General features: G+C 67.9%; 9 protein-coding genes. 4 read left to right on the top strand and 5 right to left on the bottom strand.

Annotation, left to right across the window (positions count from 1 at the left end; all coding sequences use genetic code 11):
- Nucleotides 1-10 precede the first annotated feature (10 nt).
- The 3 genes from N5C25_RS10390 to N5C25_RS10380 are packed head-to-tail and all read right to left on the bottom strand — an operon-like array spanning nucleotide 11 to nucleotide 2651.
- Nucleotides 11-1342, bottom strand: coding sequence for an O-antigen ligase family protein (locus N5C25_RS10390; RefSeq protein WP_058983552.1), 1332 nt, complete (start codon nucleotides 1340-1342; stop codon nucleotides 11-13).
- The gene (locus N5C25_RS10385; protein ID WP_251102322.1) at nucleotides 1323-2438 is read right to left on the bottom strand and encodes a glycosyltransferase; all 1116 of its coding nucleotides are present in this window, start codon (nucleotides 2436-2438) and stop codon (nucleotides 1323-1325) included. Before N5C25_RS10385 ends, N5C25_RS10390 begins: the two co-directional genes overlap by 20 nt.
- A gap of 15 nt (nucleotides 2439-2453) precedes the next feature.
- The gene (locus N5C25_RS10380; protein ID WP_005410967.1) at nucleotides 2454-2651 is read right to left on the bottom strand and encodes a zinc-finger domain-containing protein; all 198 of its coding nucleotides are present in this window, start codon (nucleotides 2649-2651) and stop codon (nucleotides 2454-2456) included.
- Between the two features lie 422 nt (nucleotides 2652-3073).
- Here N5C25_RS10380 and N5C25_RS10375 point away from each other — a divergent pair, with 422 nt between their 5' ends.
- The gene (locus N5C25_RS10375) at nucleotides 3074-6418 is read left to right on the top strand and encodes a GH92 family glycosyl hydrolase (RefSeq protein WP_251102323.1); all 3345 of its coding nucleotides are present in this window, start codon (nucleotides 3074-3076) and stop codon (nucleotides 6416-6418) included.
- Entirely contained in the window at nucleotides 6415-7158 is a 744-nt protein-coding gene (locus N5C25_RS10370; RefSeq protein WP_251102324.1) for a basic secretory family protein, read from the top strand. Before N5C25_RS10375 ends, N5C25_RS10370 begins: the two co-directional genes overlap by 4 nt.
- A 425-nt stretch (nucleotides 7159-7583) precedes the next feature.
- Here the strand turns inward: N5C25_RS10370 and N5C25_RS10365 are convergent, their stop codons facing one another.
- Together N5C25_RS10365 and N5C25_RS10360 are read right to left on the bottom strand one after the other, a co-directional pair.
- Complete coding sequence (locus N5C25_RS10365; protein WP_058983560.1) at nucleotides 7584-9875, bottom strand: NADP-dependent malic enzyme; 2292 nt, start codon at nucleotides 9873-9875, stop codon at nucleotides 7584-7586.
- Nucleotides 9876-10104: 229 nt separating this feature from the next.
- Nucleotides 10105-11448, bottom strand: a complete 1344-nt coding sequence (locus N5C25_RS10360; RefSeq protein WP_021204354.1) for a dicarboxylate/amino acid:cation symporter — start codon at nucleotides 11446-11448, stop codon at nucleotides 10105-10107.
- A gap of 328 nt (nucleotides 11449-11776) precedes the next feature.
- Here N5C25_RS10360 and N5C25_RS10355 point away from each other — a divergent pair, with 328 nt between their 5' ends.
- Both N5C25_RS10355 and N5C25_RS10350 read left to right on the top strand, forming a co-directional pair.
- Nucleotides 11777-12946, top strand: a complete 1170-nt coding sequence (locus N5C25_RS10355; RefSeq protein WP_111098062.1) for a porin — start codon at nucleotides 11777-11779, stop codon at nucleotides 12944-12946.
- Between the two features lie 66 nt (nucleotides 12947-13012).
- Nucleotides 13013-15655 (top strand): PAS-domain containing protein, encoded by a 2643-nt coding sequence (locus tag N5C25_RS10350; RefSeq protein ID WP_251102326.1) that lies wholly within the window; start codon nucleotides 13013-13015, stop codon nucleotides 15653-15655.
- Nucleotides 15656-15742: the final 87 nt, after the last annotated feature.

The raw sequence follows: 15742 nt of genomic DNA, 5'->3' as shown, positions 1-15742 counted from the left end.
GGATGGACGATCACAGCAGCGGTGGCGCGTCGTCCGATTCCCGCGCCAGCAGGCTGCCGGCGAACAAGGCAGCGAGCAGCACGGTCAGGCCGCCCCAGAACGCGGAATAGAACGCCAGATGCGTGTTGAGCGGAAACACGGTGACCGCCAGCGCCAGCATCGCAGGGCGGGCCCGGTCACGCGCGGCCGCCGGTGCATAGCGCCAGGCCCGCCAGGCCTGGGCCACGGCTGCCAGCCACAGCAGCAGGCCGATCACCCCGGTTTCTGCCAGGATTTCCAGCACGATCTGATGCGCGTGCAGGGCGGGAGCATCCCCCCATACCGCCAGCCCCTCTTCGGCCACGCAGGCGGGATAGGCATCGCGGAAACCGCGTGCGCCGACGCCGTTGAACGGGTGTTCTTCGATCATGCAGACGGCGGCTTCCCAGATACGCGCGCGCCCCGACAGTGCCTCGTCGACACCGCGTTCGCTTCCATCCCACGCCATCGCGGTACGCGCAAGGCGTTCGCGCAGCTGCGGCACGCCCGCGGTGAGCACGCCGGCGCCCAGCACGCCGAGCAGCGCCAGCAGCAGCATCCGCTTCACACCGAACTGGCGCACGCCGCTGTAGGCCAGCACCAGCGCGAAGGTGATCCACGACGCGCGCGAGCCGGCCAGCAGCAGCACGCAGCCCAGCGCCGCCGCGGCCAGTACCCAACCCGGATTGCCAAAGCGACGCGCCAGCGGCAACAACAGGAACGGTGAGAGACTGGCCAGGACCTGGCCGAACTTCAGGTTGCACGGCCCGAGTGCGCCACTGAGGCGATCGACCACGGCCGCCTCAGTGGCCGGGCACAACGCGTGACCACTTACCGCAAGCTTCAGCTGCTCAAGCGACCAGAACCACGGGCTGGTTCCGGCCAGCGCCTGCACCAGCGCATCCAGCGTCCATGCGCCGGTGATCAGCGCCAGGCCGCCGAAGGTCAGCCGCCTGCGTTCCGGCGTGGCCACCGCGATCGCCACCAGCCACATGAAGGGCAGGTAGCGCAGGCCGGCAGCCGCCTTCGTCCACGACGCTGCCGGATCGATTGCATCAAACGCCGAGAACGCCTGCGGCAGCCAATAGCCGAGGAACAGGATGGAGGTCAGCGCCCACGCTGCCGTGCTCAACAGATGCGGGCGGCGCTGCAGGCGGCGCATGACCATGCGCACGGCGGCGTAGACCGCGCCAAGGCCCAGCACGGTCTCCGCGATGCCCGGCAATGGCCACAGCGCTACGTACGTCAGCACCCACCACGGCGCCCAGCGCCCGGCGCGGTCGTCGCGCACGGTGACGGCGGAGTCAGCCAGCGAGGTCGGCATAGAGGCGGAGGGTATCGCGCTGCATGGCCTGCAGCGTAAACGGGATGCGGGTCGGCAAGGACGGCGGCTGCGCCAGCAGGGCCAGCGCACGTTCACCCAACGCGCGTGCATCGCCCAGCGGCACCGCGCCAGCGGGCTGCAGCTGCCGAAGCAGTTCGCCGACGCCACCATGATCCCAGCCCAGCACCGGACGGCCGACCGACAGCGCCTCGACCACGGTGCGGCCAAACGATTCCGGTTTGTCCGACAGCTGCAGCACCAGATCGCTGGCCGCATAGGCCTGGGCGATGCGCGCGGTCGGCGTGCTGATCTGCACGGCGTCGGTCACGCCCAAGGCAGCGGCCTGCCGGCGCAGGTCGGCCACGTAGACTTCGCGGCCCGGTTCATCGGTGCCCAGCATCCACAGCTGTGCCGGCACACCAGCTGCACGTACATCGGCGAGCAATTGCAGCGCATGGGCATGTCCCTTCAGCCGGGTGCCCCGCCCCGGCAGCAGCAGCAGCGGGCCCCCAACCTGCGCCAGCCACGGGTAGTCGGCTGCCAGCGCCAGTCGTGGCCGGCGGTCGGCGCGGGCCACGCGCGGAAACTGTGTGACATCGACGCCGCGCGGAATCACCTGCAGCTTCGCTTCGGGAACCGTCGGATAGTGCCGCTGCACGTAGTCGCGCACGGTGTTGGACACGCAGATCACGCGTTCGCCACTGGTCATCACCGCGCTGTAGCGGCTGGGCGAGTTCAACCCGTGCACGGTGGTCACCCAATGCGGGCGCTGTGCGGCGGGCATGGCGCGGATCGCGTACAGGCCCAGCCAGGCCGGCAGCCGCGAACGGGCATGCACGATGTCCGCACCAACTTCGGCAAACAGCCGGCGCAGGGTCGGCAGATGGCGCAGGGTCAGCAGCGACTTGCGGCCGATATCCAGGGTGAGGTGCTCGGCACCGCTGTCCAGCAGCGGCTGCACCAGGCGGCCGCCGGCAGACACCACCAGCGCGCGATGGCCGGCGGCAACCAGGGCCGCAGCGATTTCCAGGGTCGAGCGCTCGACACCACCGGAGTGCAGCGCCGGCAGCAACTGCACCACGGTCAATCGGCGCATCGAAGGGGCCGCCGTTTAGTCGGCCAGCACGAACACGGACCCGCAGTACGGGCACTGCGCTTCGCCGTTGGGCTCGTCCTCGATCGGCAGGTACACGCGCGGATGCGAGTTCCACAGCGCCATTTCCGGGGTCGGGCAGCTCAACGGCAGATCGCTGCGATGCACGGTGTAGCGCTTCTCGGCGTTGGCGGGCGCGGTGGCGGTATGGCTCATGGCGGATGTCGATGAACGGGTTGCGAGGCCTGTGATTCTAGCATCCGGGCCGCCCTGACATTGCGCAACAACAGGTCTTTGCCCGCCGCAGGGCGTCTCCTTGCGCGGTTGCGCGGCAGATCCAAGGCCTCGCACTGGCGGAAATCCTTCAATCGATCCAGCGGGTTCACGCCGGAAACCCGCCGACTGCGAAATTTGCCGCATTTGGATCGAACTAAATGGCACTTGTCAGGCTGCTGCGGCTGTTGCAGGATCGGGCCAGGCCGTGAATCGGCCCACCCCAATCAGACCCGATCGCATGGCCCGCCCCCACCGGACCGGCATCGCCTCTTCCACTGCCCTCCCGGCGGGCGGAGCGATGCTGTCCGTGGTGTCCGCCGATGCGGGTTCTGCCTGCCGCCTGCCTCTCGGGAGACCCTTGCATGACCCTGTCTGATCCACGCCGCGCCCTGCTTCCGCTCACTCTGGCCCTGGCCTGCGTGACCACTGCGATGCCGGCGCTGGCGCAGGGGCTGCAGACCTCGTTCGAACCGGGCGAACCTGTCCCGGCGCAGGCCACCGGTGCGCTTCAGGTCACGATCGGCAATGGACCGGCCGCGCCCTACGCCGCCAAGCGCAATGCCGGCTACAGCGGCCTGCATGCGCTGCGCTACAGCAGCCAAGGCGGCAGCGCGAGGCGCGAACTGTTCAAGGCCGACCTGCCCATCGAGGCCGATACCACGCTGTCGTGGCTGGTGCTGCCGGAAATCGTCGGCAAGGACACCGTCGCCTCGACCTATGTATCGCTGGACCTGCTGCTGGACGATGGCAGCCGCGTTTCGGCTGGCACGGCGCGCGACCAGCATGGCGTGGCCCTTGGCGCCCATGCGCAGGGCGAGTCGAAGACGCTGTACCCACAGCAGTGGGCGCGCAAGGCGGTGCGACTGGGCGACGTGCCCGCGCTGAAAGGCCGCCGCGTGGTGGCGATCGAGCTGGAGGTGGCCAGTGCCGAAGGTGCACCGGTCTCCGGCTGGATCGACGACGTATGCCTGGATGCGCAGCCGCGCCAGCAGCCGCAGCGCGTCTCGGACTGGGTGCTGACCACACGCGGCACCCAGGCCAACGGAACGTTCTCGCGCGGCAACAACTTCCCGGCCACGGCGGTGCCGCACGGGTTCAACTTCTGGACCCCGGTGACCGATGCCGGCGCACTGAACTGGCTGTACCGCTGGAACGAACAGAACGATGCGCAGAACCGCCCGCAGCTGCAGGCGCTGGCACTGAGCCACCAGCCCAGCCCGTGGATGGGCGACCGCCAGACCTTCCAGGTGATGCCTTCGGCCAGCCGTGGCGCGCCGGACGCCGACCGCCGCAAACGCGCGCTGTCGTTCGACCGCCGCCACGAAAGCGCCCGCCCGTACCGTTACGACGTGCGCTTTGACAATGGCATCGCTGCCGCCATCGCGCCGACCGATCATGCCGCACTGTTCCGATTCGACTTCCCCGAGGGCGGCGACGCCAACCTGCTGTTCGACAATGTCGATGCGCGCGGTGGCCTGACCCTGGACGCCGCCACGCAGACGCTGTCCGGCTACACCGATACGCGCAGCGGCCTGTCCAACGGTGCCAGCCGCATGTACGTGGTGGCCAGCTTCGACAAGCCGTGGCGCAGCAGCGGCCGCCTCGACACCGGCCGCCCGACCGGCTACATCAAGTTCGACGCCGGCAGCGACCGGCGGGTGACGATGCGCATCGCCACCTCGCTGATCTCGGTCGAGCAGGCGCGGCACAACCTGGCACTGGAAATCAGCGCTGCCGATACGCTGGAGAGCGTGGCCAGCCGTGCGCAGGATGCATGGGACGCGCGCCTGGCCCGTTTCGACATCGGCAACGCCAGCGACGACCAGAAGACCACGCTGTACTCCAGCCTGTACCGGCTGTACCTGTACCCCAACTCCGGCCATGAAAACGTGGGCAGCGCGGCCCTACCCGACTGGCGCTACGCCAACCAGGCCAGCGCCAGCGATGACAACACCGGTGGCAGCGCGACCCGCAGCTATGCGGCCGTGCGCGACGGCAAGGTCTTCGTCAACAACGGCTTCTGGGATACCTTCCGCACCACCTGGCCGGCCTATGCGCTGTTTACGCCCGACGATGCCGGCCAGCTGGTGCAAGGCTTCATCGAGCAGTACCGCGCCGGCGGCTGGATCGCGCGGTGGTCGTCGCCGGGCTACGCCGACCTGATGGTCGGCACCAGCTCGGACGTGGCCTTCGCCGATGCCTGGCTGAAGGGCATCGGCGGCTTCGATCCGGCCGAGGCTTACGCCGCCGCGCTGAAGAACGCGACCGTGGTCCCGCCCGACCGTCATGTCGGCCGCAAGGGCATGGACCGTTCGACCTTCCGTGGCTACGCCAGCGCGGACGTGCACGAAGGCATGTCATGGACGATGGAAGGCGCGCTCAATGACTTCGGCATCGCCAACATGGCCGATGCACTGGCCAAGCGCGCCACCACGCCGGCTGCACGCGAGCGCTACAGCACCGAGGCCGAGTACTTCCGCTATCGCGCCGCCAGCTACGCGACCATGTTCGACCCGGCCGCCGGCTTCTTCCAGGGCCGCAAGGCCGATGGCCGCTGGCGCGTGGACAGCAAGGACTACGACCCGCGCGTGTGGGGCCACGACTACACCGAATCCAATGGCTGGACCTTCGCTTTCACCGCCGCCCACGATGGCGAGGGCTTGGCGGCGCTGTACGGTGGCCGCGAGAAGCTGGCGGCGAAGCTGGATACCTTCTTCGCCACACCGGAAACCGCCGACCCGGCACTGGCCGGTTCCTATGGCGGCACCATCCATGAGATGACCGAAGCACGCGACGTGCGCATGGGCATGTATGCGCACAGCAACCAGCCGGCGCACCACATCCCGTGGATGTACCTGTACGCCGGGCAGCCGTGGAAGACCCAGCAGCATGTGCGCGAGATCCTGTCGCGGCTGTACGTCGGCAGCGAGATCGGCCAGGGCTACCCGGGCGATGAGGACAACGGCGAGACCTCGGCATGGTACGTGCTGGCGTCGCTGGGCCTGTACCCGCTGCGCATGGGCGCCCCGGAGTACGTGATCGGCTCGCCGGCATTCGAACATGCGCGCGTGCAACTGCAGGGTGGTGTCGTGCTGACCGTGAACGCGGCCAACAACTCGCGTGAGAACGTCTACGTGCAGTCGCTGAAGATCAACGGCAAGCCGTGGACGAAGACCTGGGTGCCGCACGAGCTGATCGCCAAGGGCGCGACGCTCGACTTCGTGATGGGCCCCCGTCCCTCGCGCTGGGGCAGTGGCGTGGATGACGTGCCGCGCTCGTTGACCGCACGCGGCCAGCGCCCGCAGCTGCTGCACGACCTGCTCGGCAGCGGCGCGAAGGCGACGTTGGCCGATGGCCGCGCCCTGCCCGCGCTGGTCGATGACGATGCCGGCACGACGGTGGGCCTGGGCGGCGGTGCAACCATCGCGCTGGCCGGCCTGGCCGAGGGCACCCCGACGATGTACACGCTGACCAGCGGTGACAGCCGTATCCAGGGCGGTGAGTGGACACTGGAGGCGCGCAACGGCAGCGGCAGCTGGGCCGTGCTCGACCAGCGCAGCGGCGAAGACTTCGAATCCGCCCGCCAGACCCGTCCATTCCGCATTGCAAAACCCGGTCGCTACAGCGAATACCGCCTGCGCCTGGCGGCACCGGGACGACTGCCGCTGGCGGAGATCGAACTGCTGGCGGCCGGCACCGTACAATGAGCGGCATGCGCTTCCGTTTTCTGCCCTTGGCCCTTGTTGCCCTGTCCTTCTCCAGTTTCGGCCAGACCCAGGCGTTCGATACGCAGCTGACCCGCGACGGCGTGACGCTGAACTACCAGGACGCCCGTGGCGCCTTGGCCGCGCCGCAGCGCAAGCGGGTGATCGATACGTTCTTCTTCGCCTACCTGCGCGAACGTGCGGACTTCCACCCGGCCGCGCCGGCGATGGTGCGCATCGTGATCGACCCGGCCTACACCGGCATCGCCTTTGTCGGTGACAAGGACCAGGCCGCAACGATCACCATCAACCCGGGTTGGCTTGCGCAGCACCCCAACGACATCGACCTGGTCACCCATGAGGCCATGCACATCGTGCAGGGCTATCCGGGCTATGGCGACGCACGGGTGCCGGGTTGGCTGGTGGAGGGCATCGCCGACTACGCACGCGACCGCTACGGCATGGACAATGCCGCTGCGGGCTGGGCACTGCCGGGCAAGGTCGAGAAGGGGCAGAACTTCGACAGCGGCTACCGGGTCACCGGTGCGTTCCTGAAATGGGCCGAGGCCGAGCATCCGGGCCTGGTGCTGGCACTGGACAAGGCCCTGCGCGACGGCCGCTATGCACCGGCGCTGTGGCAGAAGCACACCGGCAAGGCACTGCCGGCGCTGTGGACGCAGTATGCCAAGCCGCGTTCGGATGCACCGCCGCCGGCACCAGCGCGCCGCGGCAAGCGGCGCTGAGCTCCAACGCACTTTACGTTCGCCGGGCATTGCCCGGCGCTACCGCATCGCGGCCTCAGCGCGACTGCACGAAGCCGGCGTACAGCGCGAACAACTGCTGGAAGTACCGCCGCGTCACTCGATTGCGCATGACACCCTCGCCAGTGAGAAAGTTGGTCGGGCCCAGGGTGGGAAGGCCGGTCCGGTCCCTTCCCACGGCCGGGCCGCGTGGGCGTATTGGGCCGCAGCGGCGTTGCAGGGAAATGACCGGGCGGCGTAGCGCGTGTGGCACAGACCGGGGTAGAGCCGGCCGCTGGCCGGCTGCCGTCGCGTGCCTGGACATCATTGCGGTTGCCGGCCAGCGGCCGGCACTACCCGTGTCCGCTTTGCGCAAACAGAAACGCGCCCCGTAGGGCGCGTTTCTGCGATCGAACCGGAAAGAAGGCTTATGCCTTCTTTTCCGCTTCCAGCTGCTTCCTGATCTGCGCATCGACCGCCGCAATGGCGGTCATGTTCAGGATCCGGCGCGAGGTCGCGCTGGTGGTCAGGATGTGCACCGGCTTGTTCACGCCCATCAGGATCGGGCCGATCGCCACGCCGTCGGTGAACACGCGCACCAGGTTGTAGGCGATGTTGGCCGCTTCCAGGTTCGGCAGCACGAACAGATTGGCACGGCCCTGCAGGGTCGAGCCCGGCAGCAGCTTCTGGCGCAGCGCTTCATCCCATGCGGTGTCGCCCTGCATTTCGCCATCCACGTTCAGGCGCGGGTTGCGCTTGAGCAGCAGCTCGCGCACCTGGCGCATCTTCAGCGCATCCTTCGAATCGTGGCTGCCGAAGTTGGAGTGCGACAGCAGCGCCACCTTCGGCTCGATGCCGAACAGCTTCATGCGGTAGGCCGCCTGCAGGGTCGCTTCGCACAGCTGCTCGGCGGTCGGGTCTTCCTGCACGTGGGTGTCGACGAAGAAGAACACGCCCTGCTGGTTGATCACGCCGGTCATCGCCGAGGTCGAGGTGACCTTCGGCTCCAGCGGCAGCACGCTGCGCACGTAGCCCAGCTTCTTGTGGAAGCGGCCGACGATGCCGGTCAGCATCGCATCGGCTTCGCCACGGGCCACCATCACCGCTGCGATCAGGGTCGGGCGCGAACGCATCAGGTTCTTCGCCGCGGCCACGGTCACGCCACGGCGGCCGGTCAGGCCGTGGTAGTACTGCCAGTACTCGTTGAAGCGCGGGTCGTCGTTGATGTTGGTGACTTCAACGTTCTCGCCGATCTTCAGGCGCAGGCCGAGGCGCTCGATGCGCGACTCGATCACTTCCGGGCGGCCGATCAGGATCGGATGCGCCAAGCCGTCATCGACCACGTTCTGCACCGCCTGCAGCACCACTTCCTCTTCGCCCTCGGCGTACACCACGCGCTGCTTGTCGCTGCGCGCACGGTCGTACACCGGCTTCATCATCAGGCTGGTGCGGTAGACGAACTGGGCCAGCTTGTCGCGGTAGGCGCCCATGTCCTCGATCGGTCGCGAAGCCACGCCCGAGTCCATCGCGGCCTGGGCCACGGCCGCCGACAGCTCCACCAGCAGGCGGCGGTCAAACGGACGCGGGATCAGGTATTCACGGCCGAAGCTCGGGGTCTCGCCGCCATAGGCCGAGCCCATGTCGGTGGCCGCGCGGCGCGCCAGCGCGGCGATGGCACGCACGCAGGCGATCTTCATTTCCTCGTTGATCGCAGTCGCGCCCACGTCCAACGCACCACGGAACAGGTACGGGAAGCACAGCACGTTGTTGACTTGGTTCGGGTAGTCCGAGCGGCCGGTGCCGATGATCGCGTCCGGACGGGCGGCGCGCGCCACCTCCGGCATGATTTCCGGAGTCGGGTTGGCCAGCGCGAAGATCACCGGATCCGGGGCCATGGTCTTGACCATCTCGGCGGTCAGGATGCCCGGTGCCGACAGCCCCAGGAAGATGTCCGCGCCGTCGACGATCTCGGCCAGGGTGCGCTTGTCGGTATCGCGCGCATAGCGCTGCTTTTCCGGGTCCAGGTCGGTACGGCCGGTGTGGATCACACCCTCGCGGTCGAAGGCCAGGATGTTTTCCGGCTTCAGGCCCAGCTGCACCAGCATGTTCACGCAGGAAATGCCGGCGGCGCCCATGCCCGTGGTCGCCAGCTTCACGTCCTCGATCTTCTTGCCGGTGATCGCCATGGCGTTGAGCACCGCTGCGCCGACGATGATCGCCGTGCCATGCTGGTCGTCATGGAACACCGGGATCTTCATGCGCTCGCGCAGCTTGCGCTCGACCACGAAGCACTCCGGCGCCTTGATGTCTTCCAGGTTGATGCCGCCGAAGGTCGGCTCCAGCGAGGCGATGATGTCGACCAGCTTGTCCGGGTCGGTCTCGTCCACTTCGATGTCGAACACATCGATGCCGGCGAACTTCTGGAACAGCACGCCCTTGCCTTCCATCACCGGCTTGCCGGCCAGCGCGCCGATGTTGCCCAGGCCCAGCACCGCGGTGCCGTTGGAGATCACCGCCACCAGGTTGCCGCGGGCGGTCAGCTCGCTGGCCTGCTGCGGGTCGGCCTTGATCGCTTCACAGGCATACGCCACGCCCGGCGAATACGCCAGCGACAGGTCGCGCTGGGTCAGCATGGGCTTGGTAGCGGAAACCTTGATCTTTCCCGGGGGGGACATCCGGTGGTAATCGAGGGCGGCCTGTTTGAAATCTTCGTTGGACATCGATGTGGGTTACATGAATGGGCAGAAGGGACAGGGGATCATACCCCCGTTGGAGCGTCTGGACCTGTCGCTATCCTGTCGCAGCCATGCTGCGACCGCACAATTCCGTGCCGTATGCGGCGGGGCCCCAGACCAGCATCGGCGTTGCCCATGACAGTCATGGGACGCCTTGAAACGCCGCGGGGCCGTACCACTGTCGTGGCCGGCCCCGCGGTACCACACACCTGGATCAGCCCTTGGCCGGCAGCGCCTCGGGCAGCGCATCGACCGGCGGCGGCAGTTCGCTCTCGCGGCCGTCCAGCGCCAGCTGCAGGCGGTTGCGGTCCAGCGCGCCTTCCCAGCGCGAGACCACCACGGTGGCCACCGCATTGCCGATGAAATTGGTCAGCGAGCGGCATTCGCTCATGAAGCGGTCCACGCCCAGGATCAGCGCCATGCCGGCCACCGGCACCTCCGGCACCACGGCCAGGGTGGCGGCCAGGGTGATGAAACCGGCGCCGGTGACACCGGCCGCGCCCTTGGAGCTGAGCATCGCGACCAGCAGCAGGGCGATCTGGTGGCCCAGGGTCAGTTCGGTGTTGGTGGCCTGGGCGATGAACAGTGCCGCCAGGGTCATGTAGATGTTGGTGCCGTCCAGGTTGAACGAGTAGCCGGTCGGGACCACCAGGCCCACCACCGACTTGCTGCAGCCGGCGCGTTCCATCTTCTCCATCAGCGACGGCAGCGCCGACTCCGACGAAGAGGTGCCCAGCACCAGCAGCAGCTCGGCCTTCAGGTAGCGCGCCAGCTTGAACACCGAGAAGCCACACAGTCGGCAGACCAGGCCCAGGATCACCGCCACGAACAGGAACGCGGTGAGGTAGAACGAGCCCACCAGCCAGGCCAGGTTGATCAGTGAGCCGACGCCATACTTGCCGATGGTGAAGGCGATCGCGCCGAAGGCACCGATCGGGGCGGCCTTCATCAGGATGTGCACCAGCTTGAACACCGGGGCGACCAGCGCCTCCAGGAAGTTCACGATCGGCCTGCCTTTCTCGCCCACCGAGGCCAGCGCGATGCCGAACAGCACCGCGATGAACAACACCTGCAGGATGTTGCCATCGACGAAGGCGCTCACCAGCGTCTTCGGGATGATGTCCATCAGGAAGCCGACCAGGGTCAGGTCATGCGACTTTTCGACGTAGCTGTGCACCGCGGTCTGGTCCAGCTCGGCCGGGTTGATGTTCATGCCGGCGCCGGGCTGCACCACGTGCGCCACGATCATGCCGACGATCAGCGCCAGCGTGGAGAAGAACAGGAAGTACGCCATCGCCTTGGCAAACACCCGGCCCACCGTGCGCAGGTGGGTCATGCCGGCGATGCCGGTGACGATGGTCAGGAAGATCACCGGTGCGATGATCATCTTCACCAGGTTGATGAAGGCATCGCCGAGCGGCTTCATCTTCTCGCCCACCAACGGTTCGTAGTGGCCGAGGATGGCGCCCAGGACGATCGCCACGATCACCTGGAAGTACAGCTGGCGATAGATCGGCAACGGCTTTGCAGGCGCCGGGGCTGCGGTCGGGATGTGCATGGCGGACTCCGGAAGGGGCGTTTTCAGGCACGTACGGCCCCGGGACTGCACGGGAACCGCTACCGTGGAAACTGATCGCCCTGTGCTGCACGCGCAGGAGGTGCGACCAATGGACGCCTTTGTACGCGCTGGGCACGTCGGCGCAGATAACCTATTGGTACTAGCCCCCCGGTTCAGGTGGCGCAGGTGCCTACACTGGCGCCACACCGCCCAGACACGGGAAGGCCGGTGGCCCGGGCTGAACGGCCGGGCGCGTCCTTGCGAAAGTTTCGGCCCCTGCGGCCGTTGTTGTCCTGTCCACACGCAATCCGAGAGAGCCGCACCCAACATGCGCCCGAATCCCACCTTGCTGGCCCTGTCGCTGGCCGCCCTTCCCGCCTTCGCCTCGGCCGCCGATTTCGACAACTGGCCGACCAAGTACGCCTTCGGCGACGGCACCGAACTGGCCGCTACCGCCAACATCGCCTACGACTACAACGATTTCTCCTCGGGCAGTGGCCTGGAGGATGACGACGCGGTGCGTCGCAAGGAGTTCGGTGCGACGCTGAAGAAGAAGGGCGTTTACGACGCGATGGTCTACTACGACTTCCAGTCCGATACTTGGCTGGACGTGTTCGTGCGCTTTGAAAGCAAGGCCTTCTTCGGCCGCGACATCGGCCGCTTCCGCTTCGGCTACATGAAGACCCCGGTCGGCCTGGACGCGAACACCTCTTCGCGCGCCGGCAGCTTCCTGGAAACCGCGCTGCCCGTGCAGGCCTTCTACGCCGGCCGCCGCACCGGCGTGGAATGGGTGCTGGAGCGCCCGCAGTACCTGCTGCAGGCCGGCGCCTATGGCGGCAAGGACCTGCAGGGTGACAACCCCGGCACCACCCAGGCCGTGCGTGCGGTGTGGACCCCGGTGAAGGCGCCGGGTGACGTGATTCACCTGGGCCTGGCCTATTCGCAGGAGAATCCGCGCGGCTACAGCGATGGCCGTGACGTGCACCACGAGGCCAGCGCGCGCCTGCGTGCACGCCCGGAAGCCGGCCTGACCGACATCCGCTATGTCGATTCCGGCGCGCTGGTCACCGCCGACCAGATCCGCCGCACCGGCCTGGAAGGCATCTGGATCCGCGGTCCGTTCTCGCTGCAGGCCGAAGCCCTGCGTGCCACGGTCACCCGCCATGACGGCAAGCCCGACTACACCGGCAGCGGCCAGTACGCGATGGCCAGCTGGGTGCTGACCGGCGAGTCGCGCCCGTACAACGCAGGTGCCGTGGCCAACATCAAGCCGGCGCACGACTACGGCGCGGTGGAACTGGTGGCCCGTTACAGCCGCTTGGACCTCGACGATGGCAGCATCCTTGGTGGCCGCCAGCACGACCTGACCCTGGGCGCGAACTGGTACCTGACCAGCCACTTCAAGTTCCAGGCCAACTATGTGAAGGTCGACGCCAGCCGTCGCGGTGTGCACAGCACGCCGGAGATCTTCGAACTGCGCGCGCAGATGCACTTCTGACCCCTTCCATGTCAGACCCCGGCGGGCGTGCACGTCACGCCCGCCGGCCCTGCGTAGACTGCCGCCATGTACCGGCTCAGCCGCCACCGGATGCTGTTGCTGACCCTCCTGGTGATGGTCGGTGGCACCGTGCTGTGTGCGGTCGCCGCCGGCCACTACGCCTGGCGGCGCGCCCTCGGCGAGGAAAGCAGCCAGGTGCAACGCCAGCTGCAGCTGTACGGCCAGGGCCTGCAGCAGCGCATCGACCGCTTCGGCACGTTGCCGCAGGTACTGGCGCTGGATCCGGACCTGCTGCACGCCCTGCGTGTGCCACCCTCGCCCACCGAACAGCAGCGGCTGAACCTCAAGCTGCAACGCGCCAATGAAGTCACCCGTGCCTCGACCCTGACCCTGGTCGGCCATGACGGCGTGGCAGTGGCGGCCAGCAACTGGGACCAGCCGACCAGCAACGTCGGCGAGAACTACAGCTACCGCCCCTACTACCGGCAGGCACTGGCGCAGGGCCGCGGCCGCTTCTACGGCATCGGCATGACTACAGGCGTGCCCGGCTACTACCTGTCGCAGGCCATCGAGGAAGACGGCAAGCGGCTCGGCGTGGTGGTGATCAAGGTCGAGCTGTCGGCGCTGGAGCAGGAATGGTTGAGCAGCCCCGATGTGGTGCTGGCCAGCGACGACCACGACGTGGTGTTCCTGGCCAACCGTGACAGCTGGCGCTACCGCCTGCTGCGTCCGCTGGGCGCCGATGAGCGCCGCGAGATGCTGGACGCCCGCCAGTACGCCGACCGCGCGTTGCAGCCATTGCGCGCGCGTACCGAAGACGTGCTTGCCGATGGTGGCCGCATGGTGCGCCTGCTGGATCCGGCACTGCCGCAGCCGATGCTGTGGCAAAGCCTGCCGCTGCCCGCCGAAGGCTGGAACCTGCACCTGCTGCACGACGCCGGTGCCGCCACCGCCGCCGGTCGCGCAGCCGCCCTTACCGGCGGTGCCGGGTGGCTGGCGTTGGGCTTCCTGGTGCTGTTCGTGCAGCAGCGCCGGCGCCTGGCCAAGCATCGCCTGCGCAGCCGCCGCGAGCTGGAGACACTGCTCAAGCAACATGCCCAGGAACTGCGCACCGCGCAGGACGGCCTGCTGCAGGCCGCCACCGAGGCCGACAGCGGCCTCAGCCGCAGCCTCGAGCACCTGCCGCAGGGCGTGGTGGTGATCGACCGCGAACTGCGCCTGGTCGCGTGGAACTCGCGCTACCTGGAACTGTTCCGTTTCCCACAGGACCTGGTTCGCGTCGGCCGGCCGATCGAGGAACTGTTCCGCTTCAACGCACGCCGTGGCCTGCTCGGTCCGGGCCCCGTCGATGAAGCAATCGAGCGTCGCCTGAACCACCTGCGCAGCGGCCGCCCGCACATGCGCGAGAGCGAGAAGGACGACGGCACGGTGCTGGAGATCCGTGGCAATCCGCTGCCTGACGGCGGCTTCGTCACCAGCTATGCCGACATCACCAGCTACAAGAACGCCGCGCGCGAACTGCGCTCCCTGGCCGATGCGCTGGAGCACCGCATCGCCGAGCGCACCCATGATCTGGAAGAAGCACGCCGCGAAGCCGAGCAGGCCAACCGCTACAAGACCCGTTTCGTTGCCTCGGCCGTGCACGACCTGCTGCAACCCCTCAACGCGGCGCGCATGTTCGTCTCGGTGCTGCGCGGCAAGCTGAGTGACCCGGCGCAGCAACAGACCAGCGACCACATCGATGCTGCATTGGCCGCGCAGGATGCGATCCTCAACAGCCTGCTGGACATCGCGCGCCTGGAATCGGGCAGCCTGCCCACGCGCGTACAGGCGTTCCGGCTCGGGCCTTTGCTGCAGACGCTGGCACGCGAGTTAGGCATCGCCGCGCAGTCACGTGGGCTGGTGGTCGACTGGGTCGATACCGCTGCGGTGGTGGTCAGCGATGAAGCGCTGCTGCGCCGCATCCTGCAGAACTTCCTGTCCAACGCACTGCGCTACAGCGAACGTGGCCGCGTGCTGCTCGGCTGCCGCCGCCGCGAAGGCCTGCTGTGGATCGAAGTTCACGACCAGGGCCCCGGCATTCCCGATGCGCTGCAGGGCGAGATCTTCGAGGAGTTCCGCCGCCTGCACGACGGCCAGCAGCGCGGCGCCGGCCTTGGCCTGGCGATCGTCGACCGCATCGGTCGGCTGCTCGGCCACCCGATCCGCCTGCGCTCGCAGCTGGGCCAGGGCAGCGTGTTCGCGGTGGGCGTGCCGTTCGGCGAAGCCAGCGCGATTCCCGCTACTGCTCCTGTGCCGGTGCTGATGCAGGAACCGGCCGCGGACAACCCGCTTCGCGGTCGCCGGGTGTGGGTGATCGACGACGATCCGCACGTCTGCGCCGCCAGCCGCGCGCTGCTGGAGCGCTGGGGCTGCGAGGTGGCACTGGCCGATGGCCCACAGGCGGCGCTGCAGCTGGCCAGTACCGTAACGGTACCGGAGCTGGTGCTGCTGGATGTGCGCATGGGCGATCACCACGGGCCGGTGCTGTACGAGACATTGGCCGAACTGTGGCAGGCCCGTCCGCCGGTGGTGCTGGTCACTGCCGAGCGCGATGCGGGATTGCGTGAGATGGCCGCCGAACGCGGCTGGGGAATGATGGCCAAGCCAGTGAAGCCGTCGGCGCTGCGGGCGCTGATGAGTCAGTTGTTGATCCGGCATCGCGGGTAGTTTCCAGCCAACGGCGCAGCCCTCGTGGGTGGTGTCTGGTTGGTCGTGGAAAGCAAAAGCCGTGGGTGGGCCGGTCGGGTTGGGTGC

The sequence above is a fragment of the Stenotrophomonas sp. GD03958 genome (genome assembly GCF_029839005.1).
Lineage (GTDB): Bacteria > Pseudomonadota > Gammaproteobacteria > Xanthomonadales > Xanthomonadaceae > Stenotrophomonas > Stenotrophomonas hibiscicola.
Note: the sequence above shows the minus strand (reverse complement) of the source record. Positions and strands in the feature narration are given on the sequence as shown.

What these genes read in the sequence shown, in the direction of transcription:
- N5C25_RS10350 (WP_251102326.1), top strand. Translation starts at nt 13,013, where the DNA reads ATGTACCGGCTCAGCCGCCACCGGATGCTGTTGCTGACCCTCCTGGTG.
- N5C25_RS10370 (WP_251102324.1), top strand. Translation starts at nt 6,415, where the DNA reads ATGAGCGGCATGCGCTTCCGTTTTCTGCCCTTGGCCCTTGTTGCCCTG.
- N5C25_RS10360 (WP_021204354.1), bottom strand. Translation starts at nt 11,448, where the DNA reads ATGCACATCCCGACCGCAGCCCCGGCGCCTGCAAAGCCGTTGCCGATC.
- N5C25_RS10355 (WP_111098062.1), top strand. Translation starts at nt 11,777, where the DNA reads ATGCGCCCGAATCCCACCTTGCTGGCCCTGTCGCTGGCCGCCCTTCCC.
- N5C25_RS10390 (WP_058983552.1), bottom strand. Translation starts at nt 1,342, where the DNA reads ATGCCGACCTCGCTGGCTGACTCCGCCGTCACCGTGCGCGACGACCGC.
- N5C25_RS10380 (WP_005410967.1), bottom strand. Translation starts at nt 2,651, where the DNA reads ATGAGCCATACCGCCACCGCGCCCGCCAACGCCGAGAAGCGCTACACC.
- N5C25_RS10385 (WP_251102322.1), bottom strand. Translation starts at nt 2,438, where the DNA reads ATGCGCCGATTGACCGTGGTGCAGTTGCTGCCGGCGCTGCACTCCGGT.
- N5C25_RS10365 (WP_058983560.1), bottom strand. Translation starts at nt 9,875, where the DNA reads ATGTCCAACGAAGATTTCAAACAGGCCGCCCTCGATTACCACCGGATG.
- N5C25_RS10375 (WP_251102323.1), top strand. Translation starts at nt 3,074, where the DNA reads ATGACCCTGTCTGATCCACGCCGCGCCCTGCTTCCGCTCACTCTGGCC.